The sequence below is a fragment of the Streptomyces sp. NP160 genome, from assembly GCF_006335115.1.
In the GTDB taxonomy this organism is placed as follows: Bacteria; Actinomycetota; Actinomycetes; order Actinomycetales; family Quadrisphaeraceae; genus Quadrisphaera.
Window position 1 is genome coordinate 94,565 of the sequence record NZ_VDMJ01000044.1, and the last position, 24,900, is coordinate 119,464.

General features: G+C 75.3%; 19 protein-coding genes, 1 tRNA gene and 1 riboswitch. Of the genes, 7 read left to right on the plus strand and 13 right to left on the minus strand.

Annotated features, from left to right (window positions below; genetic code table 11):
- Positions 1-20 precede the first annotated feature (20 nt).
- Both FHN55_RS19615 and FHN55_RS19620 read right to left on the minus strand, forming a co-directional pair.
- Complete coding sequence (locus FHN55_RS19615) at positions 21-2,150, minus strand: M15 family metallopeptidase (protein WP_139714086.1); 2,130 nt, start codon at positions 2,148-2,150, stop codon at positions 21-23.
- Between the two features lie 351 nt (positions 2,151-2,501).
- The gene (locus FHN55_RS19620; protein WP_139714087.1) at positions 2,502-3,965 is read right to left on the minus strand and encodes a GuaB1 family IMP dehydrogenase-related protein; all 1,464 of its coding nucleotides are present in this window, start codon (positions 3,963-3,965) and stop codon (positions 2,502-2,504) included.
- A gap of 183 nt (positions 3,966-4,148) precedes the next feature.
- On the opposite strand from FHN55_RS19620, the gene FHN55_RS19625 reads away from it, so the two are divergent.
- Positions 4,149-8,030, plus strand: a complete 3,882-nt coding sequence (locus FHN55_RS19625) for a multifunctional oxoglutarate decarboxylase/oxoglutarate dehydrogenase thiamine pyrophosphate-binding subunit/dihydrolipoyllysine-residue succinyltransferase subunit (RefSeq protein WP_139714141.1) — start codon at positions 4,149-4,151, stop codon at positions 8,028-8,030.
- Positions 8,031-8,049: 19 nt separating this feature from the next.
- Complete coding sequence (locus FHN55_RS19630) at positions 8,050-8,655, plus strand: GDSL-type esterase/lipase family protein (RefSeq protein WP_139714088.1); 606 nt, start codon at positions 8,050-8,052, stop codon at positions 8,653-8,655.
- Positions 8,656-8,794: 139 nt separating this feature from the next.
- Here FHN55_RS19630 and FHN55_RS19635 read toward each other — a convergent pair whose 3' ends face one another.
- From FHN55_RS19635 to FHN55_RS19645, 3 genes are all read right to left on the minus strand, one after another.
- Positions 8,795-9,775, minus strand: a complete 981-nt coding sequence (locus tag FHN55_RS19635) for a zinc-binding dehydrogenase (protein WP_139714089.1) — start codon at positions 9,773-9,775, stop codon at positions 8,795-8,797.
- A gap of 17 nt (positions 9,776-9,792) precedes the next feature.
- The gene (locus FHN55_RS19640; RefSeq protein ID WP_180357963.1) at positions 9,793-10,695 is read right to left on the minus strand and encodes a YhjD/YihY/BrkB family envelope integrity protein; all 903 of its coding nucleotides are present in this window, start codon (positions 10,693-10,695) and stop codon (positions 9,793-9,795) included.
- A 92-nt stretch (positions 10,696-10,787) separates the two neighbouring features.
- The gene (locus FHN55_RS19645; protein ID WP_218974836.1) at positions 10,788-11,897 is read right to left on the minus strand and encodes a type IV pilus twitching motility protein PilT; all 1,110 of its coding nucleotides are present in this window, start codon (positions 11,895-11,897) and stop codon (positions 10,788-10,790) included.
- Between the two features lie 141 nt (positions 11,898-12,038).
- On the opposite strand from FHN55_RS19645, the gene FHN55_RS24335 reads away from it, so the two are divergent.
- Positions 12,039-12,113, plus strand: a complete 75-nt coding sequence (locus tag FHN55_RS24335) for a 50S ribosomal protein bL37 (RefSeq protein ID WP_370591786.1) — start codon at positions 12,039-12,041, stop codon at positions 12,111-12,113.
- A 97-nt stretch (positions 12,114-12,210) separates the two neighbouring features.
- Here FHN55_RS24335 and rsrA read toward each other — a convergent pair whose 3' ends face one another.
- Together rsrA and FHN55_RS19655 are read right to left on the minus strand one after the other, a co-directional pair.
- Positions 12,211-12,525, minus strand: coding sequence for a mycothiol system anti-sigma-R factor (gene rsrA, locus FHN55_RS19650; protein WP_139714091.1), 315 nt, complete (start codon positions 12,523-12,525; stop codon positions 12,211-12,213).
- The gene (locus FHN55_RS19655; RefSeq protein WP_139714092.1) at positions 12,522-13,196 is read right to left on the minus strand and encodes a sigma-70 family RNA polymerase sigma factor; all 675 of its coding nucleotides are present in this window, start codon (positions 13,194-13,196) and stop codon (positions 12,522-12,524) included. The genes rsrA and FHN55_RS19655 overlap by 4 nt, the downstream gene beginning before the upstream one ends.
- Before the next feature lie 234 nt (positions 13,197-13,430).
- Here FHN55_RS19655 and FHN55_RS19660 point away from each other — a divergent pair, with 234 nt between their 5' ends.
- From FHN55_RS19660 to rsgA, 3 genes are all read left to right on the plus strand, one after another.
- Entirely contained in the window at positions 13,431-13,997 is a 567-nt protein-coding gene (locus tag FHN55_RS19660; protein WP_139714093.1) for a DoxX family membrane protein, read from the plus strand.
- Positions 13,998-14,127: 130 nt separating this feature from the next.
- On the plus strand, positions 14,128-15,468 hold the full coding sequence (gene aroA, locus FHN55_RS19665) for a 3-phosphoshikimate 1-carboxyvinyltransferase (protein ID WP_139714094.1): 1,341 nt from the start codon (positions 14,128-14,130) through the stop codon (positions 15,466-15,468).
- Entirely contained in the window at positions 15,468-16,568 is a 1,101-nt protein-coding gene (gene rsgA, locus FHN55_RS19670) for a ribosome small subunit-dependent GTPase A (RefSeq protein ID WP_139714095.1), read from the plus strand. The genes aroA and rsgA overlap by 1 nt, the downstream gene beginning before the upstream one ends.
- Positions 16,569-16,609: 41 nt before the next feature.
- Here rsgA and FHN55_RS19675 read toward each other — a convergent pair whose 3' ends face one another.
- Both FHN55_RS19675 and FHN55_RS19680 read right to left on the minus strand, forming a co-directional pair.
- A complete protein-coding gene (locus FHN55_RS19675) occupies positions 16,610-17,251 on the minus strand; it encodes a hypothetical protein (protein ID WP_139714096.1) in 642 nt (213 codons plus the stop codon).
- 66 nt (positions 17,252-17,317) lie between these two features.
- Positions 17,318-17,650 carry a DUF2087 domain-containing protein gene (locus FHN55_RS19680; protein ID WP_257571139.1) on the minus strand — a complete coding sequence of 111 codons (333 nt, stop codon included), beginning with the start codon at positions 17,648-17,650 and terminating at the stop codon, positions 17,318-17,320.
- A 37-nt stretch (positions 17,651-17,687) separates the two neighbouring features.
- Here FHN55_RS19680 and hisN point away from each other — a divergent pair, with 37 nt between their 5' ends.
- On the plus strand, positions 17,688-18,476 hold the full coding sequence (gene hisN / locus FHN55_RS19685) for a histidinol-phosphatase (RefSeq protein ID WP_218974837.1): 789 nt from the start codon (positions 17,688-17,690) through the stop codon (positions 18,474-18,476).
- A gap of 81 nt (positions 18,477-18,557) precedes the next feature.
- On the opposite strand, the gene FHN55_RS19690 is transcribed toward hisN, so the two are convergent.
- The 4 genes from FHN55_RS19690 to FHN55_RS19705 form a co-directional block, all read right to left on the minus strand.
- Positions 18,558-19,868: an acyl-CoA dehydrogenase family protein gene (locus tag FHN55_RS19690; RefSeq protein ID WP_139714099.1), complete on the minus strand. Its 1,311-nt coding sequence runs from the start codon at positions 19,866-19,868 to the stop codon at positions 18,558-18,560.
- Between the two features lie 198 nt (positions 19,869-20,066).
- Positions 20,067-20,180, minus strand: a riboswitch (SAM riboswitch).
- Positions 20,181-20,216: 36 nt separating this feature from the next.
- Positions 20,217-21,416 carry an MFS transporter gene (locus FHN55_RS19695; protein ID WP_257571140.1) on the minus strand — a complete coding sequence of 400 codons (1,200 nt, stop codon included), beginning with the start codon at positions 21,414-21,416 and terminating at the stop codon, positions 20,217-20,219.
- 96 nt (positions 21,417-21,512) lie between these two features.
- Positions 21,513-21,586, minus strand: a tRNA-Met gene (locus FHN55_RS19700).
- A 103-nt stretch (positions 21,587-21,689) separates the two neighbouring features.
- Positions 21,690-24,677 carry a UPF0182 family protein gene (locus tag FHN55_RS19705; RefSeq protein ID WP_257571141.1) on the minus strand — a complete coding sequence of 996 codons (2,988 nt, stop codon included), beginning with the start codon at positions 24,675-24,677 and terminating at the stop codon, positions 21,690-21,692.
- Positions 24,678-24,900: the final 223 nt, after the last annotated feature.

Sequence of the window (24,900 nt, forward strand, 5' to 3'; positions counted from 1 at the left end):
CGGGGTGCCCCGGGTGGGGGTCACTCCCCCGCCACGAACTCCCAGTGCCACGGCTCGTACGGGCCGCCGCCGCCCTTGCGGGCCCACACCGGGTGGTCCCAGCCGTACTTGGGGGCGTTCTCGATGAGCCAGTCGTAGTGCTCGTCGCTGTTCTGCACGCCGTCGCCGAGGTCCACCGCGAGTCCCCAGCCGTGCTCGCTGGTGCCGGGCACCGCGGCGAGCCCGGGCTTCTTGCGCCGCACCGCCACCTGGGCCGCGTAGGAGCGGTAGGAGTCGGTGATGACGATGTCCTTGCCGAAGTGGTCGCGGTAGGCGAGGTTCAGCTCGGCGAAGGCGACGGCCGCGTCGGAGCGGAGCTGGTGCCCGTTCGTCCACAGGTCGCACATCTGGCCGTCGGTGAGCCGCCCGTTCCTCGTGCCGCCCATCGCCGGCCGGTCACCGCTGCACTGGCCCACCAGCTGCTCCACGGCGGCCTGGTGGTCGGCGGCGGCCTTCGCGGCCGCCTCCTGCTCGGCCAGCTGGCGCTGCTGCTCCTCCTGGAGCGCCAGCGCGGCCGCTTCGGCGGCGGCCTTGGCGGCGCTGGCCCGCTCGGCGGTGGCCTGCACGCCGGCCTCGCGGGCGGAGTCCCGCGAGAGGGCCAGGGCCCGGGTGGCGCGCTCGGCCACGAGGTCGGTGGCGCTGGCCAGGCTCGCCGCGGCCGCGGCCCTGGCCGTGCTCGCGCCGGCGTCAGCGGTGGTGCCGGAGGCGGTGTCGGCCTCGGCCCGCAAGTGCGTGCCGACCAGCGGTGCGACGAGCGTCGCCACGCCGAGGGCGCTGACCACGGCCACGTGCGGCAGGGCGACGCGCACGCGGCGGGGCAGGCGGTGGGCGCCGCGGCCGCGGCGCGGCGTGAACGCCGTGGTGGCGGGCGTGCCCGGCTCGGCGAGCAGCGCCTCGGCGACGGCGGCCGCGGCGGGTACCGGCGCCAGCACCACGGGGGTGATCTCCACCGGCTGGGTCCAGGGGGCCGGCGCGGCCTCCGCGGACGGGGCGGAGGGCGCGCTGAGCACCTCGGCCGGCGCGACCGGCGGCGCGACGGGGGCCGCCGGGACGACGGGCTCCGAGCCGAGGCGCGTCCAGCCGGGACCAACGAGGAGCGGGTCGGTGCGCAGGTCGAGCTCGGAGGGCGCCAGCGGCTCCCAGGCCGGCGCGGCGGCGGGCTCGGCGAGGAGCGCCTCGAGCCGGGCCAGGACGTCGGTGTCGGAGGAGGTGGGCTGCTCGCGCTCCGTCCGGCTCCACGCGGGCTCGTCGCCGGCGGGGGTCCGCAGGGCCGGGAGGTCGTCGGGCGCCGTGCTCGGTGCGGCAGCCCCGGAGGAGAGGGCGGCCTGCTGGCGCAGGGCGCGGCGGCTGCCGGGGCGGGCCGGCTCCGCGGAGCGCGGCTGCAGGTCGACGGGGCCCTGCGCGGCGCGGCGCGCCCGGCGAGTCAGGGGCTCGACGGGAGCGGCGGGCTCGGCGGCCGGGCGGCGGACGACGGGCGCCGGGCTGTCAGCGGGGGCCGGGACCGACCACGGGGCGGGGGCCGGGACGGCCGGCGCCACCGCGGGCTGCGCGGCGGGAGCCACCGGCGCGCCGGCGCGCGCCTCGACCGGGGCCGGACCGACCGGAGCGACCGGCGCGGAAGGGGACTCCACCAGCCCGTCGGCGGGCAGGGAGGACGCCCGGCGGCGGCGGCGCAGCGGCGCCTCGAGCGCGGCGATCTCGTCGGTGCTGGGCCAGCCCCCCGCGAAGGCGGCGGGCACCGCTCCCCCGGAGCGGCCTGCGGGGGCGGTCGGAGCGGGCACCGGAGCCGGCACCGGAGCGGAGGGGTGCGCGGGGGGCATGCCCTCCGACCAGTCCCGCGCCCACGACGGCGGCGCGGTGCGCTGGCCGGGCAGGCCCAGGAGCGCCGCCAGCTCGGCGAAGCCGTCCGGAGGGGTGGCCAGGGCGGTGGTGGAGCGCTGCGAGGGCACCGACGCCGCCGGCCGGCCGGCCGACGAGGGCTCTCCTGCTGCGCCCGGGTCCGTCAGCGCGGAGCGCCGGCCGCTGCGCGCGGCGAGCTCCTCGCGGGAGGCCCGGCTGTTGGGCCAGCTGCCGCGCGTCCGGGCCGCCGACGGCCGCTCGCGCACGTCCACCGGAGCACCGGGAGACTCGACGAGCCCTCCCTCGGCTCCGCGGTGAGACGGCACAGCGGGACCTCCACGGGGCTCGGGCAGCGGTGGGCGCACGACCGCGCCCCGCCTTTGACGTGCGGCGGAGCGTCTCGGCCGCGGCTTCGACGACTGCGAGACTAGGTGAAAGGCCGACGCCGGTCGGGGACTTCCGGAGTTCCTGTGGAAAAGGAGTTGCACGACTGTCGTTCACTGCAGGTCACAGACGTGCAACGCAGCGACACGCCACGCCGACGCGCCGGAGCACCGGGCCAGGGGTGGGTCAGGACCCCTCCGCCGGGTCCGGCCCGCCGCCTCGGGGGGCGCGGCCCCGCGTCACCAGCCCGCGGGCAGCGGGCGGCCCTCCTGGTACCCGGCGTCGGACTGCAGGCCCACCACGGCGCGCTCGCGCAGCTCGCCGAGGTCGCGGGCGCCGGCGTAGGTGCACGCGCTGCGCACGCCGGAGGTGATCTGGTCGAGGAGGTCCTCCACGCCCGGGCGGCGCGGGTCGAGGTGCATGCGCGAGGAGGAGATGCCCTCCTCGAACAGCGCCTTGCGCGCCCTCTCGAACGGGCTGTCGGTGCGGGTGCGCGCGGCGACGGCGCGGGCCGACGCCATGCCGAAGCTCTCCTTGTAGGCGCGCCCGTCGGCGCCCACCATGAGGTCGCCGGGGCTCTCGTGGGTCCCGGCGAACCAGGAGCCGACCATCACCTGGCTGGCCCCGGCGGCCAGCGCGAGGGCCACGTCGCGGGGGTGGCGCACGCCGCCGTCGGCCCAGACCCGGGCACCGAGCTCGCGCGCCGCGGCGGAGCACTCCAGCACCGCGGAGAACTGCGGCCGGCCCACCCCGGTCATCATGCGCGTGGTGCACATGGCGCCCGGCCCGACGCCCACCTTGACGACGTCGGCGCCGGCCTCCACGAGGTCGCGCACGCCGTCGGCGGTGACCACGTTGCCGGCCACCACGGGGACGTCGGGGTGGGCGCCCCGCACCGACGCGACGGCCTTGAGCGCCGAGAGCATCCGCTCCTGGTGGCCGTGCGCGGTGTCCACCACGAGCACGTCCGCGCCGGCCTCCAGGACGGCGGCGGCCGTGGCGGCGACGTCACCGCCCAGGCCGATGGCCACGCCGATGCGCAGCCGGCCCGACGCGTCCAGCGCGGGGGCGTAGATGCGGGAGCGCAGGCAGCCCGTGCGCGTGAGCGCGCCGAGCAGCCGGCCGTCGTCGTCGACCACCGGGGCGAAGGAGCGGCGGGAGGAGTCCAGGGCGGTGAAGGCGCGCTCGAGGCCGCCGCCACCCAGGACGTCGTCGCCGCGGAGCACGAACGGCTCGCGCGTCATGACCTCGCCGACCTGCGTGAACCTGTCCACGCCGCGGCAGTCGGCCTCGGTGACCACGCCCACCGGCACGCGGTCGCCGTCGAGGACCACGGCTGCGCCGTGGGAGCGCTTGGGCAGCAGGTGCAGCGCGTCGGTGACGGTGTGGGTGGGGCTCAGCTCGACCGGCGTCTCGAGCACCGGGTGGCGTCCCTTGACCCAGGCGACGACGTCGCTGACGACGTCGAGGGGCAGGTCCTGCGGCAGCACGGCGACGCCGCCGCGGCGCGCGGTGGTCTCCGCCATCCGCCGGCCCGAGACCGCCGTCATGTTGGCGACGACGACGGGGACGGTCGTGCCGGTGCCGTCGTCGCTGGACAGGTCGACGTCGAGGCGGGAGGTCACCGCCGACCGGGACGGGACGAGGAAGACGTCGTTGTAGGTCAGGTCCGTCGCGGGCCGCTGGCCGGGCAGGAATCGCACGTGGACCCAGGGTAGCCGAGCGCGTGCCCCGCGGCGGCCGCTCGAGCGCGGCCCGGTCCCGCCGTCGTCCCGGTCTCCGCCCGGCGGTCCCGTCGGTGCCGCCACGGCGCTCGGAGAGGGCGGGTAGGGTTGGGGACCAAGAACTTCGCCAGCGCCGACACGTGGAAGTGGGCGATCCTCGCCGTGACGCAGACACCGACGACCGGTGGACGCCAGGACGGGCCGGGGTTCGACCCCGCTGCCGCGTTCGGCGCCAACGAATGGCTGGTCGAGGACCTCTACCAGCAGTACCTCCGCGACCGCTCCTCGGTCGACCCCGCGTGGTGGGACTTCTTCGCCGGCTACGCCGCGGACGGGTCCTCCGGGAACGGCGCGGGCGACGGGCCCGCCAGCGGCTCGGGCAGGAGCTCGGGCAACGGCAGCGGCGCCCCGGCGCCCGCCACGCAGGCCGCCCCCCAGGCCGCCCCCCAGGCCGCCCCCCAGGCCGTCGCTCCGCCGCAGCCCGCGGCCGCCGAGCGGACGGCGCCGGCCAAGGCTCCGGCCTCCGCCACCGACGCCCCCGCCGTCCCGGGGGCCCCCGGGCCCTCGCGGCCCGCCGAGCGGCCCGAGCCCCGCAGCAGCAGCGCCAAGCCCGCGCAGCCCGCCCGCCCGGCTCCGGCGCCGGCGGCGAAGGAGGCGGCCGACGCGCCGACGCAGGTGCGCCTGCGCGGCCCCGCGGCGCGCGTGGTCACCAACATGGAGGCCTCGCTGGCCGTCCCGACCGCCACGAGCGTGCGGACGGTGCCGGCCAAGCTGCTCATCGACAACCGCATCGTCATCAACAACCACCTCAAGCGCGCCCGGGGCGGGAAGGTCTCCTTCACCCACCTCATCGGGTACGCGGTGGTCGAGGCGCTGCGCGAGATGCCCGAGATGAACTGGGCCTACGCGGAGGTCGACGGCAAGCCCGGCATCTCCCAGCCGGCCCACGTCAACTTCGGCCTGGCCATCGACCTGCCCGCCAAGGACGGCTCGCGCCAGCTGCTCGTGCCGTCCATCAAGAACGCGGAGACGCTCGACTTCGCGCACTTCTGGGCCGCCTACGAGGACCTCGTCCGCCGCGCCCGCTCCGGCGCGCTGGGGGTGCCGGACTTCGCGGGCACCACGATCAGCCTCACCAACCCCGGCACCATCGGCACCGTCCACTCGGTGCCGCGCCTGGTGCAGGGCCAGGGCACGATCATCGGCGTCGGCGCCATGGACTACCCGGCCGAGTACTCGGGTGCCTCCGCGGAGACGCTCGCCCGCCTCGCCGTCAGCAAGACCCTCACGCTGACCAGCACCTACGACCACCGCATCATCCAGGGCGCGCAGTCCGGGGAGTTCCTGCGCCTGGTGCACGGCAAGCTGCTGGGCGACGACTTCTGGGACGGGATCTTCACCGCCCTGCGGATCCCCTACGAGCCGGTCCGCTGGGTGCAGGACATCTCCGTCTCCCACGACGACGAGATCGGCAAGACCGCGCGCGTGGTCGAGCTGGTGCACGCCTACCGGGTCCGCGGCCACCTCATGGCCGACACCGACCCGCTGGAGTACCGCCAGCGCCGCCACTACGACCTCGACATCCGCAACCACGGCCTGACGCTGTGGGACCTCGACCGCGAGTTCCCCACCGGCGGCTTCGGCGGCAAGCCGCTGATGAAGCTGCGCGACATCCTCGGCGTGCTGCGCGACTCCTACTGCCGCACCGTCGGCCTGGAGTACATGCACATCCAGGACCCGGCGCAGCGCCGCTGGATCCAGGACCGCGTGGAGCGCCCCTACACGCCGCTCAGCCGCGAGGGCCACCTGCGGGTGCTCAAGCGCCTCAACGACGCCGAGGCCTTCGAGACGTTCCTGCAGACCAAGTACGTCGGGCAGAAGCGGTTCAGCCTCGAGGGTGCGGAGTCCGTGATCCCGCTGCTGGACGCGGTGCTGTCCGAGGCCGCGCACGCGGGCATCGAGGAGGTCGGGATCGGGATGGCCCACCGCGGCCGCCTCAACGTCCTGGCCAACATCGCCGGCAAGAGCTACGCGCAGATCTTCCGCGAGTTCGAGGGCGTGCAGGACCCGAAGTCCGTGCAGGGCTCCGGCGACGTGAAGTACCACCTCGGCACCGAGGGCGTCTTCACCGCCGAGGACGGAGCGCAGACCAAGGTCTACCTCGCGGCGAACCCCTCCCACCTGGAGGCCGTCGACCCGGTGCTCGAGGGCATCGTGCGCGCCAAGCAGGACCGCATCAACCTCGGCGGCTCGCGCTTCCCGGTGCTGCCGGTGCTCGTCCACGGCGACGCGGCCTTCGCGGGCCAGGGCGTGGTCGCGGAGACGCTGAACCTGTCCCAGCTGCGCGGCTACCGCACCGGCGGCACCGTGCACGTGGTCATCAACAACCAGGTCGGCTTCACGACGGCGCCGGCGAGCTCGCGCTCGTCGTTCTACTGCACCGACGTCGCGCGGATGGTGCAGGCGCCGATCTTCCACGTGAACGGCGACGACCCCGAGGCGTGCGTGCGCGTGGCCAAGCTGGCCTTCGCGTTCCGCGAGGAGTTCGCCAAGGACGTCGTCATCGACATGGTCTGCTACCGCCGCCGCGGCCACAACGAGGGCGACGACCCGTCCATGACCCAGCCGCTGATGTACGGCCTCATCGAGGCCAAGCGCAGCACGCGCAAGCTCTACACCGAGGCCCTCACCGGCCGCGGCGACATCACGGTCGAGGAGGCGGAGAAGGTCCTCGACGACTACCGCCAGCAGCTCGAGCGCGCCTTCGAGGAGACCAAGGACGGCGCGGAGCCGCAGGCGCCCGCCGGTGCCTCCGGCGACGGCACCACGGCGGGGCTGGACCGGCCCGCCTCCCAGCGCGACGACTCGGTGGCCGACCCCTCGCAGACGGCGGTCGAGGAGCAGCTGGTGCGGGCCATCGGCGCCGCGCACACCGAGATGCCCGAGGGCTTCACGGTGCACCCCAAGCTGCGCCCGATGCTCGAGAAGCGCGCGCAGATGACCCGCGAGGGCGGCGTCGACTGGGCCATGGGCGAGCTCATGGCCATCGGCTCGCTGCTGTCGGAGGGCACCGGCGTCCGCCTGGCGGGCCAGGACAGCCGTCGCGGCACCTTCGCCCAGCGGCACGCCGTGCTCATCGACCGGGTCACCGGCGACGAGTGGACGCCGCTGCAGAAGTTCGCCACCGGTGACGCGCGCTTCTGGGTGTACGACTCGCTGCTGTCCGAGTACGCCGCGATGGGCTTCGAGTACGGCTACTCGGTGGAGCGGCCCGACGCGCTCGTCATGTGGGAGGCCCAGTTCGGCGACTTCGCCGGCGGCGCCCAGACGATCATCGACGAGTTCATCTCCTCCTCCCAGCAGAAGTGGGCGCAGCGCTCCTCCGTGGTGCTCCTGCTGCCCCACGGCTACGAGGGGCAGGGGCCCGACCACTCCTCCGCGCGCATCGAGCGGTTCCTCCAGCTGTGCGCCGAGGAGAACATGACCGTGGCGATGCCCTCGACGCCCGCGTCGCACTTCCACCTGCTGCGCCGCCAGGCGTACGCGCGGCCCCGCCGACCGCTGGTGGTCTTCACGCCCAAGTCGATGCTGCGCCTCAAGGCCGCCGGCTCGCCGGTGTCGGCGTTCACCGAGGGCGGTTTCCAGACCGTGCTCGGCGACGACCCGAGCGCGGTGGACGCCTCCTCGGTGGACCGGGTGCTGCTGTGCTCGGGCAAGGTCGCCTACGACCTGCTCGCCGAGCGGGAGCGCCGCGGCGACCGGCGCACCGCCGTCGTCCGCCTCGAGCAGCTGTACCCGGTGGACGGGCGCGGGCTCAGCGAGGTGCTGTCGGCGTTCCCGACCTCGGCCGAGCTGGTGTGGGTCCAGGAGGAGCCGGCCAACCAGGGCGCGTGGCCCTTCCTCGGGTACGCGCTGGCGGAGGTGCTCGCCGACAGGTCGGTGCGCAGGGTCAGCCGGCCCGCGTCGGCCTCCCCGGCCACGGGCCGGTCCAAGGCCCACGCGGTGGAGCAGAAGAACCTGGTCTCGGAAGCGCTCGACCGTTGAGCCGACTCCCGAGCCGGCGGTGAGAGCACCGGCCACGCGGGTCTGCGTGGTCGGTGACGACCTCGTCGCCGGGGTGGGCGACCCGCGCGCGCTCGGGTGGGTGGGGCGGGTCGCCGCCCGCACCCGCACCGAGCACGACGCGGTCGCCGCCACCGTCATGGCCCTGGGGGTGCCAGGGGAGTCGACGTCGGGGCTGCGGGAGCGGTGGTACGCCGAGGCGTCCCGCCGCTGGGGCGGGACCGACGACCGCCTGGTCGTGGCCCTGGGCCACGCCGACGCGGCCGCCGGGTCGTCCTTGGCGCGCAGCCGGCTGAACCTCGCCGACGTGCTCGACACCGCGGCCGCCGCCGCCGTGCCGGCGTTCGTGGTGGGACCGCCGCCTCCGCTCGACCCGTCGCTGCGCGCGGCGGTGGCCGAGCTGGCCGGCGGGTGGGCCGACGTGTCGAGCCGCCGCGGGGTGCCCTACGTCGACTGCTTCGGCCCGCTGCTGGCCCACGACCAGTGGATCGCCGACCTCGAGGCCGGTGACGGCGTGCACCCCGGGCAGGTCGGCTACGGCCTGCTCGCCTGGCTGGTGCTGCACGGCGGCTGGCACGCCTGGCTGGGCCTGCCCCTCACCCCCTGACGCCCGCTCCGTTCCGCACTTTCCGCGGAAAGTGCGGAACCCGCGTCTCCCTTCCCGCACTTTCCGCGGAAAGTGCGGGAATGACGGGGTCCAGGAGCGCACTCTCCGCGGAAAGTGCGCAAGGACTCCGGGCGGGGGGTCAGGGGCGGACGACGAGCTTGCCGAACACCTCTCCGGCCTCGAGGCGGCGCAGGCCCTCGGCGGCGTCGGCCAGGGGCAGGACCTCGTCGACGAGGGGGCGCACCCCCGTCGCGGCGCACAGCTGCGCGAGGCGGCGCAGCTCCTCGCGGCTGCCCATCGTCGAGCCGACGACGCGCAGCTGCGTGAAGAAGACGCGGGTGAGCTCGGCGGGGGCGTCTCCGGTGGTCGCGCCGCACACCACCACCGTGCCGCCGGGCCTCAGGGAGCGCAGCGAGTGCCCCCACGTGGCCTTCCCCACGCTCTCCATCACCGCGTCGACGCGCTCGGGCAGCCGCTCCCCCGGCGCGAACGCCGCGTGCGCCCCCAGCTCCAGCGCCCGGGCGCGCCGCTCCTCCGAGCGGCTGGTCACCCACACCCGCAGCCCCGCCGAGGCCGCCAGCGCCACGAGCGCGGTGGAGACGCCTCCCCCGGCGCCCTGCACGAGCACGGTGTCGCCCGGGGAGGTCCCGGAGTTCGTGAACAGCATGCGGTAGGCGGTCAGCCAGGCGGTGGGCAGGCAGGCGGCCTCCTCGAAGCTCAGCTCTGCCGGCTTGTCCACGAGGTTGCGCGCGGGCACCCGCACCACCGGCGCCAGGGTGCCGGGCCAGCGCTCCGACAGGAGCGTGCGCCGCGGGTCGAGGGTCTCCTCCCCGGCCCAGTCCGGGTCGGACAGCACGGCGTGCACCACCACCTCGCGCCCGTCCTCGGTGGTGCCGGCGGCGTCGCAGCCGAGCACCACGGGCAGCGCCTCGGGGTGCACGCCCACGCCGCGCAGGGTCCACAGGTCGTGGCGGTTGAGCGCGGCGGCGCGCACGCGCACCGGCACCCACCCGTCAGGCACGGGAGCGGGCTCGCCCTCACCGACCTCGAGGAACTGCAGCGGGTCGGCGTCGGGTCCCGACGGCGAGGTGGACGTGCGGACGGCGCGGGCGGCCAGCATCCGCCCGACGCTAGCCGTCAGGCGACCGGCTCGCCGCGCCGCACCAGCTCCGCGACCTCGCGGCGGGTGGCGATGAGCCGTCCCGCCTGCTGGGTGGCCACGTAGCCGAGCAGCGCCACGAGGTGCAGCAGCCACACCCACAGCAGCACGGCGGTCCACCCGCCCACGGCCTGGTTGCCGCCGAAGGGGGCGCCCAGGTCGATGGGCAGCCACAGGAACAGCGTGAACCCCTGCAGGAACCCGGAGATGAACGCTCCGGTGGCGAACCCGCCGATGAGCGCGAGCCGCCAGGACGGCGGGTCGGGCGCCACCACCCGGAAGGACCACGCCAGCGGCACCGACACCGCGATCCAGTCGACGTTGAGCGCCACGTAGACCCCGAGGGCGGTGGCGGCGGGCCGGCCCTCGGAGAAGAGCGTGGCCAGCAGCGGGGTGATCCCGAGCACCGCCAGCAGCAGCAGGGGGGCCGCCGCGAGGACCGGCAGGACGGCGATGCGCCCGCGCCAGCCGGTGCGGCTCTCGGTCACCCGGTCCAGCGAGCCGTAGGCGCGGCGCAGGCCCTCGCCGTACAGGCTGGCCGCGAACGCCGCGAAGAGCGCCACGAACCAGCTGGTGGACGCGGCCTGCTCGATGACCGTCCGGGCCACCGGCCCCGCCCCGGACCCGCGGGGCAGCGCCGCCTCGAGCGTGGTGGACAGGTAGCGCACGCGCTCCTCGCCGACCACGAGCGTGGCCAGCCGCACGGCGAGCATGAGCATGGGCACGCCGGCGATCGCCGCGTAGAAGGTGACCGCGGCGCCGTGCAGCAGGAGGTCCTGCCGGCTCAGCTGCGACCTCACGGCCCAGGGCAGCGCGCCGAGCACCTCCCGCCAGGGCGCCCGGCCCGGCCGGCGCTCGCTGCGCGCCACCGCTGTGCTCACGCCCCCATGCTCTCCCGTCCCGGCCCCGGGTGCGGCGGTGGAGCCGCAGGACGCCGCGGTCGCGTCGTCGCCCGCTCGCCCCCGGGGCGGTCTCAGCCGCCGACGCCGAGGCGGCGCAGCTCCACCGCGAGGTCGTGCGGGTGGCTGGCCACGCCGAGCGCGTCGTCCTCCGAGACCACGCCGTCGCGGACCAGGGCCACCAGGGCCTGGTCGAACGTCTGCATGCCGTAGAAGGCGCCGTCGGCGATGAGGTCGTGCATGCCGGAGGTCAGGGCGGGGTCCGTCACCGCCTGCGCCACGCGCGGGGTGTTGACCGCCACCTCCAGGACCACCACGCGGCCCTGACCGTCGCAGCGCTGCACGAGGCGCTGGCAGACGATGCCGCGCAGCGAGCCCGCCAGCCCCAGGCGCACCTGCTGCTGCTCGTGCGGGGGGAAGAAGTCGACGATGCGGGTGACGGTCTCGGTGGCGTCGGTGGTGTGCAGCGTGGACAGCACCAGGTGACCGGTCTCGGCGGCCGACAGCGCCGCGCGCACCGTCTCGGCGTCGCGCATCTCACCCACGAGGATGACGTCGGGGTCCTGGCGCATCGCGGCCCGCAGGGCGCTGGCGAAGTCGCGGGTGTCCACCCGCACCTCGCGCTGGTTCACCATGCCCAGCTTGTCGGTGTGGAGGACCTCGACCGGGTCCTCCAGCGTCATGATGTGGCACTCGCGAGTGCTGTTGACGTGGTCGATCATGCTCGAGAGCGTGGTCGTCTTGCCCGAGCCCGTGGGGCCGGTGACGAGCACCAGCCCGCGGGGCTCCAGGGCCAGGGAGGAGACCACCGGCGGCAGGCCCAGGTCGTCCAGGCTGACGGGCGTGGTGGAGACCCGGCGGAACACCAGGCCGACGGTGCCGCGCTGGCGGTAGGCGTTCACGCGGAAGCGGCCCACCCCGGGGACGGAGTGGGCGAAGTCGGCCTCGTTGGTCCGCGCGAACTCCTCGGCGAGGTCGGGGCGCAGCACCTCGGCCACCATCCGCTGCGTGTCCGCGGGCACCAGCTCGGGGGCGCGCAGCTTGCGCAGCCGGCCGTCGATGCGCACCCGCGGCGGCGAGCCCACCTTGCAGTGCAGGTCCGAGCCCGACAGCTCCACGAGCGCGCGCAGGTACTCCTGCACCCCCGACGACGGGGCGCTGCTGGGGGGTGCCTGGAGGGGCACGCGCGCCCCTTCGCTGACCTGGCTCACCTCCGGGCCATCGGCTCGTGTCGGCGCCGACCTGAGCCTGTGGGACCATCGGGGTGAGCCTGACGACGACGACGGGCAGCCTGCACAGACTCGAGACGGGTGAGGAGGTCCGCCATGAGCAAGCGCGCACGCAAGCGCCGCGACCGGAAGAAGGGTGGCGCCAACCACGGCAAGCGCCCCAACTCCTGAGGGAGCGGGCAGCACCCTGCTGCTGGTCGCACGAGAGGCCGGGACCCGATCGGGTCCCGGCCTCTCGTCGTCCTGCTGCCGGTCGGTGCGCCGGCGCTCAGCCCTCGACGCTGGTGGTGCGGGTCACCCGCGCCACCACCGCGGAGCCGTCCGCGGAGCGCGCGGTCACCGTCGTCTGCACCGTCTCCACGCGGGTGATGGACGCGACGATCTTGGCCCTCAGCGCCGCCGGAGCCTGCTCGGCGCAGCACCGGCGCACCAGGGCCTTGAGCGCCGCCTCCACCTCGTACTCCTCGAGGCACGGAGGGCACGCCTCGAGGTGGTGGTGGATGTCGGCCAGCTCGGCGGCCGACACCTCTCCGTCCAGGGCGGAGTAGATCCGCTCCAGCACCCCGTCGCACTCGGCGCTCACGACGGGTCCCCCGTCCCGGCGGACGTCGCGGCGGGAGCGGCCCCGGCGGGGATGAGACCGCGCTCGCGGGCGTAGTCCTGGAGCTGGGTGCGCAGGATGCGGCGCCCACGGTGCAGGCGCGACATCACGGTGCCGATCGGCGTTCCCATGATCTCGGCGATCTCCTTGTACGCGAAGCCCTCGACGTCCGCGTAGTAGACCGCCATCCGGAAGTCCTCCGGGACGGCCTGCAGGGCGCGCTTGACGTCGGAGTCCGGCAGGTGGTCCAGCGCCTCGGTCTCCGCCGAGCGCAGGCCCGTCGAGCTGTGCGCCTCGGCGCGCGCCAGCTGCCAGTCCTCGATCTCGTCGGTGCCCGCCTGCTGGGGCTGCCGCTGCTTCTTGCGGTAGGTGTTGATGTAGGTGTTGGTGAGGATCCGGTACAGCCAGGCCTTGAGGTTGGTGCCCGGGCGGTACTGGTGGAAGCTCGCGAACGCCTTCGCGAACGCCTCCTGCACCAGGTCCTCGGCGTCCGCGGGGTTGCGCGTCATGCGCAGCGCGGCGGAGTACAGCTGGTCGAGGTGCTGCAGCGCCTCGGCCTCGAACCGGGCCGTGCGCTCCTCGGGGGTCTCCTCGGGAGCCCGCACCGTCTCGTCGGTGCCGGCGTCAGCACGGGTGGCCGGGTCGTCGCTCATCGACCCCCACGATAGTGGCGGGGGCGGCACGAGGGCCTCTCCCAGCGGTTCGGCGACGAGCACGCGCTCCTCCTGCTCCGGCGGGTCGGGTGTCCGCCACGCCGTGCAACGCGGTCCGCCCGGCCCTTGTTCCGGGCCGGCTCGCGCACGGGTTCCGCACGAGTCCCGCACGAGTCCCGTCGGAGGGAGGCCCCCGTGGTGGCGAGCGGTCGCCGGGTGCGGTAGACCGGCTGCATGAGCCTCGTCCGTCGTCTCGCCCGACCGCTGCTCGCGGCCCCGTTCGTCTACGGCGGCATCGACCAGCTCCGCAAGCCCGCCGCCAAGACCGACGGCGGCGGCCCGATCATCCCGGCGCTCAAGGGTCTGGCCGTCGGCCCGGTCACCCTGCCCAGCGACGACGCGGGCCTGGTCCGCCTCAACGGCGCCCTCATGACCACGGCCGGCCTCGCGCTCGCCACGGGCAAGGCCCCGCGCGCGTCCTCCGCCGTGCTGGCCGCCTCGCTGGTCCCCACCACCCTGACCGGGCACCGGTTCTGGGAGGCGCCCGACGCGAAGACCCGCCAGCTGCAGCTGGTGCAGGCCCTCAAGAACGCCGCGCTGTTCGGCGGCCTGCTCATCGCCGCCGTCGACCTGGACGGCAAGCCCGGGCTCGCCTGGCGCGCCCAGCACGCCGCCAAGACCACGCAGCGCTCCGCCAAGGCCGCCACCGCCGCGGGCACGGCCGTGGCCAAGCGCGCCCAGAAGAAGGCGTCCAAGAGCGCCAAGCGCGCCCAGAAGAAGCTGAACAGGGCGCACGGCTGAGCCCACCCGCACCGGCACGGGGCCGGCCACCGCGACGCAGCGCGGGGGCCGGCCCCTCGTCGTCGCGGGATCCCCGCCCGGCCGCTCGGCCGTGGCAGCGCCGTCGGCGGGAGCCGTAGGCTCGGTGGTGATGAGCCCCTCCGCCAGCACGGCAGCCACCGCCCCCCTCGACTGGGCGGCGCCCACCGGCGAGGCCCCCGTCGACGCCGAGGTCCGCCTGCCGGGGTCGAAGTCGCTGACCAACCGCTACCTGGTGCTGGCGGCGCTGGCCGAGGGCCCCTCGGAGCTGAGGGCGCCGCTGCGCTCGCGCGACACCCTGCTCATGGCCGCCGCGGTGGCCTCCCTGGGCGCCCGCGTCACCGACGTCCCCGCGTCCGACCCGACGGAGGTGGACGCGTGGCGGGTGCAGCCGGGGTCCCTGCGCGGGGCCGGCTCGCTCGACTGCGGCCTGGCGGGCACGGTGATGCGCTTCCTCCCGCCCGTCGCCGCCCTCGCCTCCGGCGACACGACCTTCGACGGCGACCCGCACGCCCGCACCCGCCCGATGGCTCCCCTGCTCGGCGCCCTGCGCGACCTCGGGGCCCGCGTCGACGACGACGGCCGCGGCCTCATGCCCTTCACCGTGCACGGCGCCGGCCGCCTGCCCGGCGGACGGGTGGTCATGGACGCCAGCGCCTCCAGCCAGTTCGTCTCCGCGCTGCTGCTGGCGGGCGCCCGCAGCGACACCGGTGTCGAGGTGGTGCACGAGGGGCCGCCCGTCCCCAGCGCCCCCCACCTCGTGATGACCGAGCAGGTGCTGCGCGACGCCGGTGTGGAGGTGGAGTCCGACCTGCCTTCCACCGGCGGCGCCTCGGGCACCCGCTGGCGGGTGGCGCCCGGGCGCGTGGGCGCCCTCGACGTGGACGTGGAGCCCGACCTGTCCAACGCGGCGCCGTTCCTCGCGGCCGCCCTGGTCACCGGTGGCCGGGTCACGGTGCCGGGCTGGCCGCAGCGCACCACGCAGGCCGGTGACGCGCTGCGCGACCTGCTCGACGAGATGGGCGCCGACGTCGACCTCACCCCCGAGGGCCTCACCGTCCGCGGCGGGGACGGCGTCTCCGGCATCGACGCGGACCTGCACGACGTCGGAGAGCTGGCCCCGGTGCTCGCCGCCGTCGCCGCGCTCGCCGACACCCCCACCCGCCTGCGCGGCATCGCGCACCTGCGCGGCCACGAGACCGACCGGCTGGCAGCGCTGGCCACCGAGCTGAACGCCCTCGGCGGTGACGTCTCCGAGACCGAGGACGGCCTGCTCATCAGGCCGCGCCCGCTGCACGGCGGCCGCTTCTCCACCTACGGCGACCACCGCATGGCGACGGCGGGAGCGGTGCTCGGGCTGGCGGTGCCCGGCGTCGTCGTCCTCGACGTGGGCACCACCGCCAAGACGCTGCCCGACTTCCCGGGCCTGTGGACGGGGATGCTCGCCCGCTGATGGCCGGACCGACGGACAGGCAGGTGGGGGACGAGCGCCGGCGCACCTCCGGCTACGACGAGCGCGACGTCAGGGTCCGGCCCAACCGCCGCGGCTCGCGTCCGCGCACCAAGGACCGGCCGGACCACGCCGACGCCGTGCCCGCGCGCGTGCTCACCATCGACAGGGGCCGGATCACCACCCTCGTCGCGGAGGGCACCGGTGACGAGCGCGAGGTCGTCGCCATGCGCGCCCGCGAGCTGGGGCGGGCGGGCATCGCCGTGGGCGACCGCGTGGGGGTGGTCGGCGACACCAGCGGCGCCGTCGACACCCTGGCGCGGATCGTGAGGATCGACGAGCGCAGCTCGGTGCTGCGGCGCACCGCCGACGACACCGACCCCGTCGAGCGCGTGCTCGTGGGCAACGCCGACCAGCTGCTCGTCGTGACGGCCGTGGCCGACCCCGCCCCGGTGCAGCGCATGGTGGACCGGTGCCTGGCCGCCGCCTACGACGGCGGGCTGCAGCCGGTGCTGGTGCTCACCAAGGCGGACCTGGGCGACCCCGCCGAGGCGCTGGCCGCCTGGGCCGCGCTGGACGTGCCGGTGCTCGTGGTGCGCCGCCGGGTGCTGGAGGACGGCACCCGCGTGCTCGAGGGCGTCGAGGCGGTCCGCGAGCGCCTCACCGGCCACGAGAGCGTGCTGGTCGGCCCGTCGGGCGTGGGCAAGTCGACGCTGGTCAACGCGCTGGTGCCGGGGGCGGGCCGCGCGACGGGCTCGGTCAACGAGAGCACCGGCCGCGGCCGGCACACCTCCAGCTCCGCGGTGGCGCTGTCGCTGCGCGACGAGGACGGCGAGCGGACCGGCTGGGTCATCGACACCCCCGGCGTGCGCAGCTTCGGGCTGGCGCACCTCACGCCCGAGCGCCTGCTGCGCGCCTTCAGCGACCTCGAGCCCGGCACGGCGGACTGCCCCCGGGGCTGCACCCACGACGACGCCGAGACCACCGAGTGCGCCCTGGACGCCTACGTCGCCTCCGGGGCGGCCGGGGAGGCGGGTCCGGCACGGCTGGACTCGCTGCGGCGCCTGCTGCGCAGCCGTTCCGGGGAGACCGACACCCGCTGACCCTCGTGGTCAGGGACCTCCCGAGGACGTCCGGGCCAGGGTCAGGCGCGGTCAGGAGGCAGGCCGAGGGCGCGGCGCTCCAGGGCGGCCAGCGCCCGCGTGGTGCGCGGGTCCCCGCCGCGCACGTCGGCGAGGGGGTCCGGGCTCACGGCGGCCAGCGCCGTGAGCGGCTGGTTCGCCAGCGCGCGCCAGGCCAGCAGCTCGGTGCGGCTGCGCCCCGTCGGGCCCGCCCCGGCGCCGTCGTCGTCGAGCCAGGCGCGCGCGGCACCGGCGCGCCGCGCGAAGCGCAGCCGCACCGGCAGCCACAGCGCCACGACCAGCAGCACGGGCAGCACCGCGACAGCGACCCCCAGCACGGTCGCGAGGTGGTCGACCGTGGTCGCCAGGTCCGTCCCCGCGGCGGCGAGGTCGCCGGCCGAGCCGCTGGCGCCGGTCAGCGGCGAGGCCAGCTCGTCGCCGACCAGCGGGACGCGCCCGGCGGCGTCGGCAGCGCCGCCCAGCTGGTCGCGGAGCCCTCCGGCACCGCTCGCCAGCGACCTCGCCGGCTCGGCGAGGGCCGCGACGGCGCCGTGGACCACCACGCCGGTCAGCACGCACACCACCGACCAGAGCAGGACGGCGACGTCAGCGGTCACCTGGCGGGCGCGGCGGACGGGGCTGGCGGCGTAGGGCTGCAGCGGCATGCCCCGATCCTGTGCGGGAAGTCCATGATCACGACCCGAAGTGCTCGGGAAGCCCAACGGGGAGGGTCAGAGGTCGACCGAACCGCCGGTGCGCCAGTAGACGCCGTCGGCGCGGTCGAGGAAGCCCTCGTCCACGAGGTAGCGGCGCAGCGCGGCGACGTCGTCGTGGAAGGCGCGCAGCAGGGCGTTGACCTCCAGCTCGGGGTAGCGCTCCCCCGGCTCGAAGACCCTGGCGAGGAGGTCGAGCACCACGAGGCGCTTGGCGCGCTTGGCGGGGATGCTCGTCAGCCTGCCGTCGGCGTCGAGGAAGGCGCGCAGCACCTTCTCGCGGGCGACCAGGGCCTGCTGCAGGGGCTCACCGATGGCGCCGTCCGTGCTGCCGTCAGGTGCGGGGACCACGCCACCCAGGGTAGAAGCGACCGCTACGGTGCCACGTGTGCCCGGTTACGACGACGACCTGAGGCTCGCGCACGTCATCGCCGACGCCGTGGACAACCTCACCACCACCCGCTTCAAGGCGCGCGACCTCGTGGTCGAGGCCAAGCCCGACCTCACCCCGGTCACCGACGCGGACCGCGCGGCGGAGGAGATCGTCAGGTCGCAGCTCAGCCGCACCCGCAGCCGCGACGGCTTCGTGGGCGAGGAGAGCGGGGTCTCGAAGGGCTCCTCGGGGCGCCAGTGGGTGGTCGACCCGATCGACGGCACCAAGAACTTCGTGCGCGGCGTGCCGGTGTGGGCCACGCTCATCGCGCTCCTGGACGACGGCGTGCCCGTGCTCGGCGTGGTCTCAGCCCCGGCGCTGAACCGCCGCTGGTGGGCGGCGCAGGGCACCGGGGCCTACACCGGCCCCCGCCTGAGCTCGGCCAAGCGGCTGCAGGTCTCGAAGGTCTCCGCCCTCGGCGACGCCAGCCTGAGCCACTCCGAGATCTGGGAGTGGGAGGAGGCCGGGCGCTTGGAGGGCTTCCTCGACCTCACGAAGAAGGTGTGGCGCACCCGCGGGTACGGCGACTTCTGGAGCTACACCCTGGTGGCCGAGGGCGCCGCCGACATCGCCTGCGAGCCCGAGCTGGAGCTGTACGACATGGCGGCCCTGGTGCCCGTGGTCACCGAGGCGGGCGGCCGGTTCACCTCGCTGGCCGGCGAGGACGGGCCGCACGGCGGGAACGCGGTGGCCACCAACGGGCTGCTGCACGACGAGGTGCTCGGGCTGCTCCAGCGCCGCTGAGGCGCTCGACCGCGGAGCCCGGGGCCGGGACACCCCGGTCCTGGCCCTGGGCTCCGCGGTCGACCCCCGGTCAGCCGGCCGTCACGTGTACCAGCTGGGCTCGGGCACCTCGTCGAGCAGCACGTAGCCGCCCACCTCGCGCTTCTTGTACGGCAGCGGGTCGTGCAGGCTGTGCGTGCGCAGGTTGCGCCAGTGGACGTCGAGCCCCACGGCGTTGGCGCTGGCCCGGGCGCCGGTGAGCTCGTACACCTTGGTCGCCACCTCGAGCCCGTCGTCGACGGCGCGGACCTTCGCCGCCGCGATGCGGACCGCCAGCTCGCCGCGGCGGCGCTCGGTGAGCTCCTCGCGCGGGGCGTGCAGCACCGCGCTGGCCTCAGCTCCCACGGCGTCGAGGAGGGCCTCGTCGGCCCACAGCTTCGAGGCCAGCTCGCCGTACCCCTCCAGCACGTACCACTCCTGCGTGGCGGACTCCTTGTCGTCACCGCCGTACGGCCAGGCGCGCGTCGTCGTCCTGGTGTACTCCGCGGCCCGCTCCAGCGCGCCCTGGGCGATGCCCAGGTAGAAGTTGGCGAAGACGACCTGGATGGTCGGCACGTTGAGGGTGTTGTACGTCAGCGGCTGGAACACCCTGTCGACGAAGCCCGCCGCGGCCGCCCACGGCACCCGCACGCCGTCGATGCGCACCGAGCCGCTCTCGGTGAGCCGCTGCCCGAGGTTGTCCCAGTCGTCGTGGAAGACGATGCCCGGCTGGTCGGTCGGCACGATGGCGAAGACGTGGGTGTCGGTGCCGTCGAGGACGCCCTCCAGCACGGTGAGGTCGGAGACGACACCGCCGGTGGAGAAGGACTTGCGCCCGGAGAAGACCAGCTCGTCGCCGTCCTCGGTGATGACGAGGTCCCCGTCGCGGGGGTTGACGGCCCCGCCGAAGAACAGCTCGCCGGAGGTGTAGAGCTCCTCGACGGCAGCGACCTGCTCCTCCGTGCCGACCAGGCGCGCTGCCCACGCCCACAGGTAGTGGTAGCCGAGCAGCTGGCCGACCGACCCGTCCCCGCGGGCCACGGTGCGCACCACGCGCAGCGCGGTCTCCCACGTCTGGGCGGCGCCGCCGTGCTCGCTGGGGCCCAACAGGGTGACCAGGCCGGAGGCCTTGAGGAGGTCGACCTCCTCGCGGGGGTGTCCGCCGGCGCGGTCGCGCTCGACGGCGCCGCGGCGCAGCTGGGCGGCGACGTCCTCGGCGCGGCGCAGCCAGCCCGCGGTGTCGGTGGGACGGGGTGCGGTGCGCCAGTGCTCGGTGCCCGCGAGCAGGTGGCCCACGGCCGGACGGCCGCTGCGGACCGGACGCGCGCTGGTCGTGGTGGTGGAGGTGGTCGTGGCGTCGTCGAGGAGGGTCATCGGGTGCTCCAGAGGTCGTCGGGGCGCGGCGGGACGCCGACGCCGGTCGTGGTCGAGGAGGGAGGGGCGGGTGGGTCGTCAGGCGCGACAGCGCGTGGACGACGTCCGGCCCAGGTCGACGACGAGCCTGCGGGTGAGGACCTCGGACGTGCGGTGAGGAAGGCTCATGGGGAGCTCCTGTCTCGTCCCCCGCGGGGGACCTCGCGCTGACAGGATCGCGGCTGCGTCCTGCCCGGTCCTCACCTGGAGCACCCCGCCGCGGAGGGGGGTTGCTGGACAGCGAGCCAGGGCTTGTCGCTGCCACTCATGACCGACGTCGACGACCGTAGGGAAGACCGGCCATACGGGTCAACCCCTCGTCGCGGTGCTGCGCCGGCGCAGCAGCAGGACCGCGAGCGCCGCCGCGGCCAGGGCTCCCGCGAGCCCGGCCAGCGCCAGGACCGCCACGCGCAGGCCGGCCGCGTCGGCGAGGGCGCCGACGCCCACCACGGGCACGGAGATGGCCACGTAGAACACCACGAACAGGGTGGAGACCACCTCGGCGCGCCGCTGCGGGGGTGACGCGGCGCCGACCTCGGCCACCCCGGCCCGGAAGCAGGCGCCCTGGGCGCCGCCCAGCACCACCGTGGCGAGCAGCAGCAGCGGCAGCGAGACCAGCTCCAGGCTCGCGGCGAGGAGCGCCGTGCCGACGAGCAGCGCGACGCACCCCGCGGGCAGCACCCGGGCCGGCGCGAGGCGCGCGGTGGCCGCCTGGCCGCCCACCGACGCGGCGAAGATGAGCGCCGCCACGGCCCCGGCGGCGAGAGGGGCGCCGATGCCGAGGAGCTGGCCGAGCACCCGCGGTTCCGCCGCCGAGTACAGGCCCAGGCAGGCGAACCCGGCGAACCCGCTGACGGCGGCGGGCAGGAACGCCGCCCGCGCCTGGGAGGGCACGGCGGGTCGCAGCGGGCGCCACGGCGGACGCTGCTCGACCGGGCCCGCCACGGTCTCCCCGGCGACGGCGAGGGCACCCGCGGCGAGCACCAGCAGCGCGAGGTGCAGGGCGTAGGGCAGCACCAGCGGCGCCCAGCCCAGCTGCGCGACGACCCCCGCCAGCAGCGGGCCGGACCCGAGCCCGCCGATGTTGGCGGCGGTGGCCACGAGCGAGGCGGCGCGCGCCGAGCCCTGCGGCGCCAGCTCGGAGACCAGCGCGGTGGCCGCCCCGGTGAACAGGCCGGCGGAGATCCCGGACAGCACCCGCCCGGTCAGCAGCCCCGGCACGGAGGCGGGCAGGAGGAAGACGACGGCGGACGCGGCGGCGAAGCCCAGGCCCACGGCCAGCACGGGGCGCCGGCCGAACCTGTCGCTCGCCTGACCGGCCACGACGAGCGCCGCGATGACGCCGACGGCGTAGGCGGCGAAGACGGTGGTCTGCAGCAGCGCCGACAGGCCGAGGCGCTGCGTGTACAGGCCGTACAGCGGCGTCGGCAGCGTGGTGCCCAGCATGGTGGCCCAGAACGCGAAGGCCGCTGCGGCGAGCCGCCACCGCCAGGCGTGCTCGTGCGACACGTGACCTCCCGCGCTCGACCGACGCCCGGGTGTGCTGGTGCGCCCGGACAGCACGAAGGCCGCCGATCCAGGAGGATCGACGGCCTTCGTCAGGAGTAGCGGGGGCAGGATTTGAACCTGCGGCCTCTGGGTTATGAGCCCAGCGAGCTACCGAGCTGCTCCACCCCGCGTCGGTGAACAGAACATTACCCGACCCGCGGCGAGGAGCCAAAACGGGCCCCCGCAGCAGCCGCTGCGGGGGCCCGTCCTGGTGCGCGCCGAGGCGCGGCCGGCTCAGCCGGCGGGCGTCGCCGACGGTGACGCCGTGCTCGCCTGCTCGGCGGCGACGGCCGCGTCCAGCGCCTGCTTGAGCCGGTCCTGCGCCTGCCCGTAGGCGGCGAAGTCGCCGTTCTGCAGGGCCTGCTGCGCCTCCCGCTCGGCTGCGACGGCCTGCTGGAGGGCGTCGCGCACCCCCTGCGGCAACGGGGCGGTCGTGGCACCGTCCGTGGCCGACGGCGACTGGCTCGGCGACTGGCTCGGCGAGCCGTTCGACGGGCTCGCCGTGGAGCCGTCCCCAGGGGTGATCGGCGCGTCGCCGGTGCCCGAGCCGGCGTCGCCGGCGGTCACGCCGGAGTCACCGCCGAACACCTGGTCGAGGGCGCCGTCGAGGGTGTCGGCGAACCCGATGTTGTCGCCGAACGCCACGAGCACGCGCTGCAGCGTCGGGTAGGCGGTCTCACCGGTGCTCTGCACGTAGACGGGTTCCACGTACAGCAGGCCGCCACCGACGGGCAGGGTGAGCAGGTTGCCGTAGCGGACGGTCGAACCGCCCTGGCGCAGCAGGTTGAGGAACTGGCCGACCGCCGGGTTCGTGTTGAACTCGTTCTGGATCTGGCCCGGGCCGTTGACCGTGCCCTCCGTGGGCAGCTGCAGCAGCCGCAGCTGCCCGTAGCCGTCGCGCTTCTGCCCGGCGACGTCCCCGGCGTCGGCGTCCACGGCCAGGAAGCCCGTGAGGATGTTCCTCGCCGCCTCGCCCGAGCGGTTGTTGGGGATGAAGGTCGACGTCAGCGAGAACGACGCCTCCGGCTGCTCGGGCATCTGCAGCGTCAGGTAGTACGGCGGCTGGGCGGGGCTGTCCGGGGACGCCGCGCCTGCGGCCGCCGTGCCGCCGCTGGCCGCGGCCCCTGACGTGGGGTCGGCCGGGATGCGCCAGAAGTCGTTCTGCGAGTAGAACGCCGCCGGGTCGGTCACGTGGTAGCTGGCCATGACGGTGCGCTGGACCTTGAAGAGGTCCTCCGGGTACCGCACGTGCGACATCAGCTCGGCCGACATCGCCGTGAGCTCCTTGACCGAGCCCGGGAACGCCTTCTTCCAGGCGCGCAGCACCGGGTCGGTGTCGTCCCAGGTGTAGAGCTCCACCTGGCCGGAGTAGGCGTCGACGGTGGCCTTCACCGAGTTGCGCAGGTAGTTCACCTGGTTCGGCGGCAGCGCCGCGACCGTGCCGGTCGGCGTGGTCAGCGTGTCGGCCGTGGCCTCCTGCAGCACCTGGGGCTGGGAGTAGGGGTACTCCGCCGAGGTCGTGTAGCCGTCGACGACCCACTTGACCCGCCCGTCCACGATGGTCGGGAAGGGGTCGCCGTCGATCGTCAGGAAGGGAGCGACCTTCTGCACCCGCTCGCGGGGGTTGCGGTCGTACAGGATCTGGCTCTGGTCGTTGACCGCCGAGGACAGCAGGATGTTCGCGTCGCGGAACTTGATCGCGTACAGGGCGCGCTCGATGACGTTGCCCACCGACGGGCCACCGTTCCCGGTGTACGTGTAGCGCGCCACACCGCCCGGCTGCGTGTCGTCGGGGTAGTCGATCTCCTGGTTCGAGCCGGGCGGCCCTCCGACGATCGAGTACTCCGGGCTCTCCTCGCCGAAGTAGATGCGCGGCTCGTACTCGGGCAGCGAGCCGGACGCGGGGATGCCGCCCTCGAGGTAGGTGGGCTCGCCGTTGGACTGCTTGTCGTTGCCCGCGGCAGCCACCAGGCCGTAGCCGTGGGTGTAGGCGGTGCGCGTGTTGACCCAGGAGGTGTTGCCGATGCCGGACTCGCGCAGCTCGCGCACGGCGACGACGACGTCCTGGCTCTGGCCGTCGATGGTGTACCTGTCGACGTCGAGGGGGTTGGGGAACTGGTAGAAGCCGCGGACCTGCTGGTTCTGCGCGAAGGTCGGGCTGACCACGGCCGGGTCGAGGATGCGGGTGCTGGCCGTGGTGGCGGCGTCACCGCGGAGGGCGCCGGCCTCCCCCTCCGTGGTCGGGGTGTAGGGCTGGACGCGGGTCTCGTCCAGGCCGAAGGCCGCCCGCGTGGCCTCGATGTTGTCCTGGATGTAGGGCGCCTCGACGCGCGCCTCGTTCGGCGCCACCTGCACGCGCTGCACGACCGCCGGCACGATGCCGGCGGCGACCACCGCGACGACGACGAGCAGTCCCACGCCGGCCGCCGGGAAGCGCCAGCCGCCGCGGACCGCGGTGAGGATGAAGAGCACCGCGCAGATGACCGCCGCGATGGCGAGGATGCCGCGGGCGGGGACCACCACGGCCACGTCGGTGTAGCTGGCACCGGCGAAGCGCTGGTGGACGTTGGTCAGCGTGGAGTACCGGTCCAGCCAGTAGCTGACGGCCTGCAGGCCCACCAGCACGGCCGCGGTGGCGGCCAGCTGCACGCGCGCGGCGACCGTGGTGCGCGCGCCCGGACCGGACAGGCGCAGGGCGCCGTAGAGGTACAGCGTCACCGCGCCGGCGATGCCCGCCAGCAGCACGACCGCCGTCAGCAGGCCGACGACGAAGCGCACGAACGGGATCGTGAAGACGTACAGGCCGACGTCGTGCCCGAAGACCGGGTCGACCTGGCCGAAGCTGGTGCGGTTCCACCACAGCAGCACGGTCTCCCAGCGGCTGGACGCGGCGGAGCCGGCGAACAGGCCCAGCAGCAGCGGCAGCACCACCGTGAGCACGCGGCGCAGCGGCTCCAGGCCCTCGCGGTACCGGTCGAGGCTCGCGGCGGGGCCCGGGACAGGTGCGTAGACGGGCCGGTTCTTGTAGGCGACCGTCATGCTGACGGCGACGGCGGCGGCCATGAGCGCGCCGGCCACGAGGAACAGGCCCACGCGCAGCGCCAGCTGCGTGAAGTAGACCCGGCCGAACCCGAGCTGGTTGAACCAGAGCACCTCGGTGGCCACCGACGCGACCAGGCTGACGAGCAGCACCAGGACGGCGACGCCGACGAGCACGGGCACCAGCGGGCGGCGCCGCTGCGGACCTCCTCGCGGCGCTCGGGGCGCACCCGGGCGCGGTGGGCGGGGCGGTGGCGACGTCACCGGGCTCTTCCTCCATCAAGCCCGTCAGACCTGCGACGGGCGGCTCGGGGCGGGCTCAGATCGTCGCACGGCCACCTGGGGGCCCCGACCCTCGGAGGTCGCTCCCGCCATCACGAGACGGTCACGGCTCCCTGAGAACGGC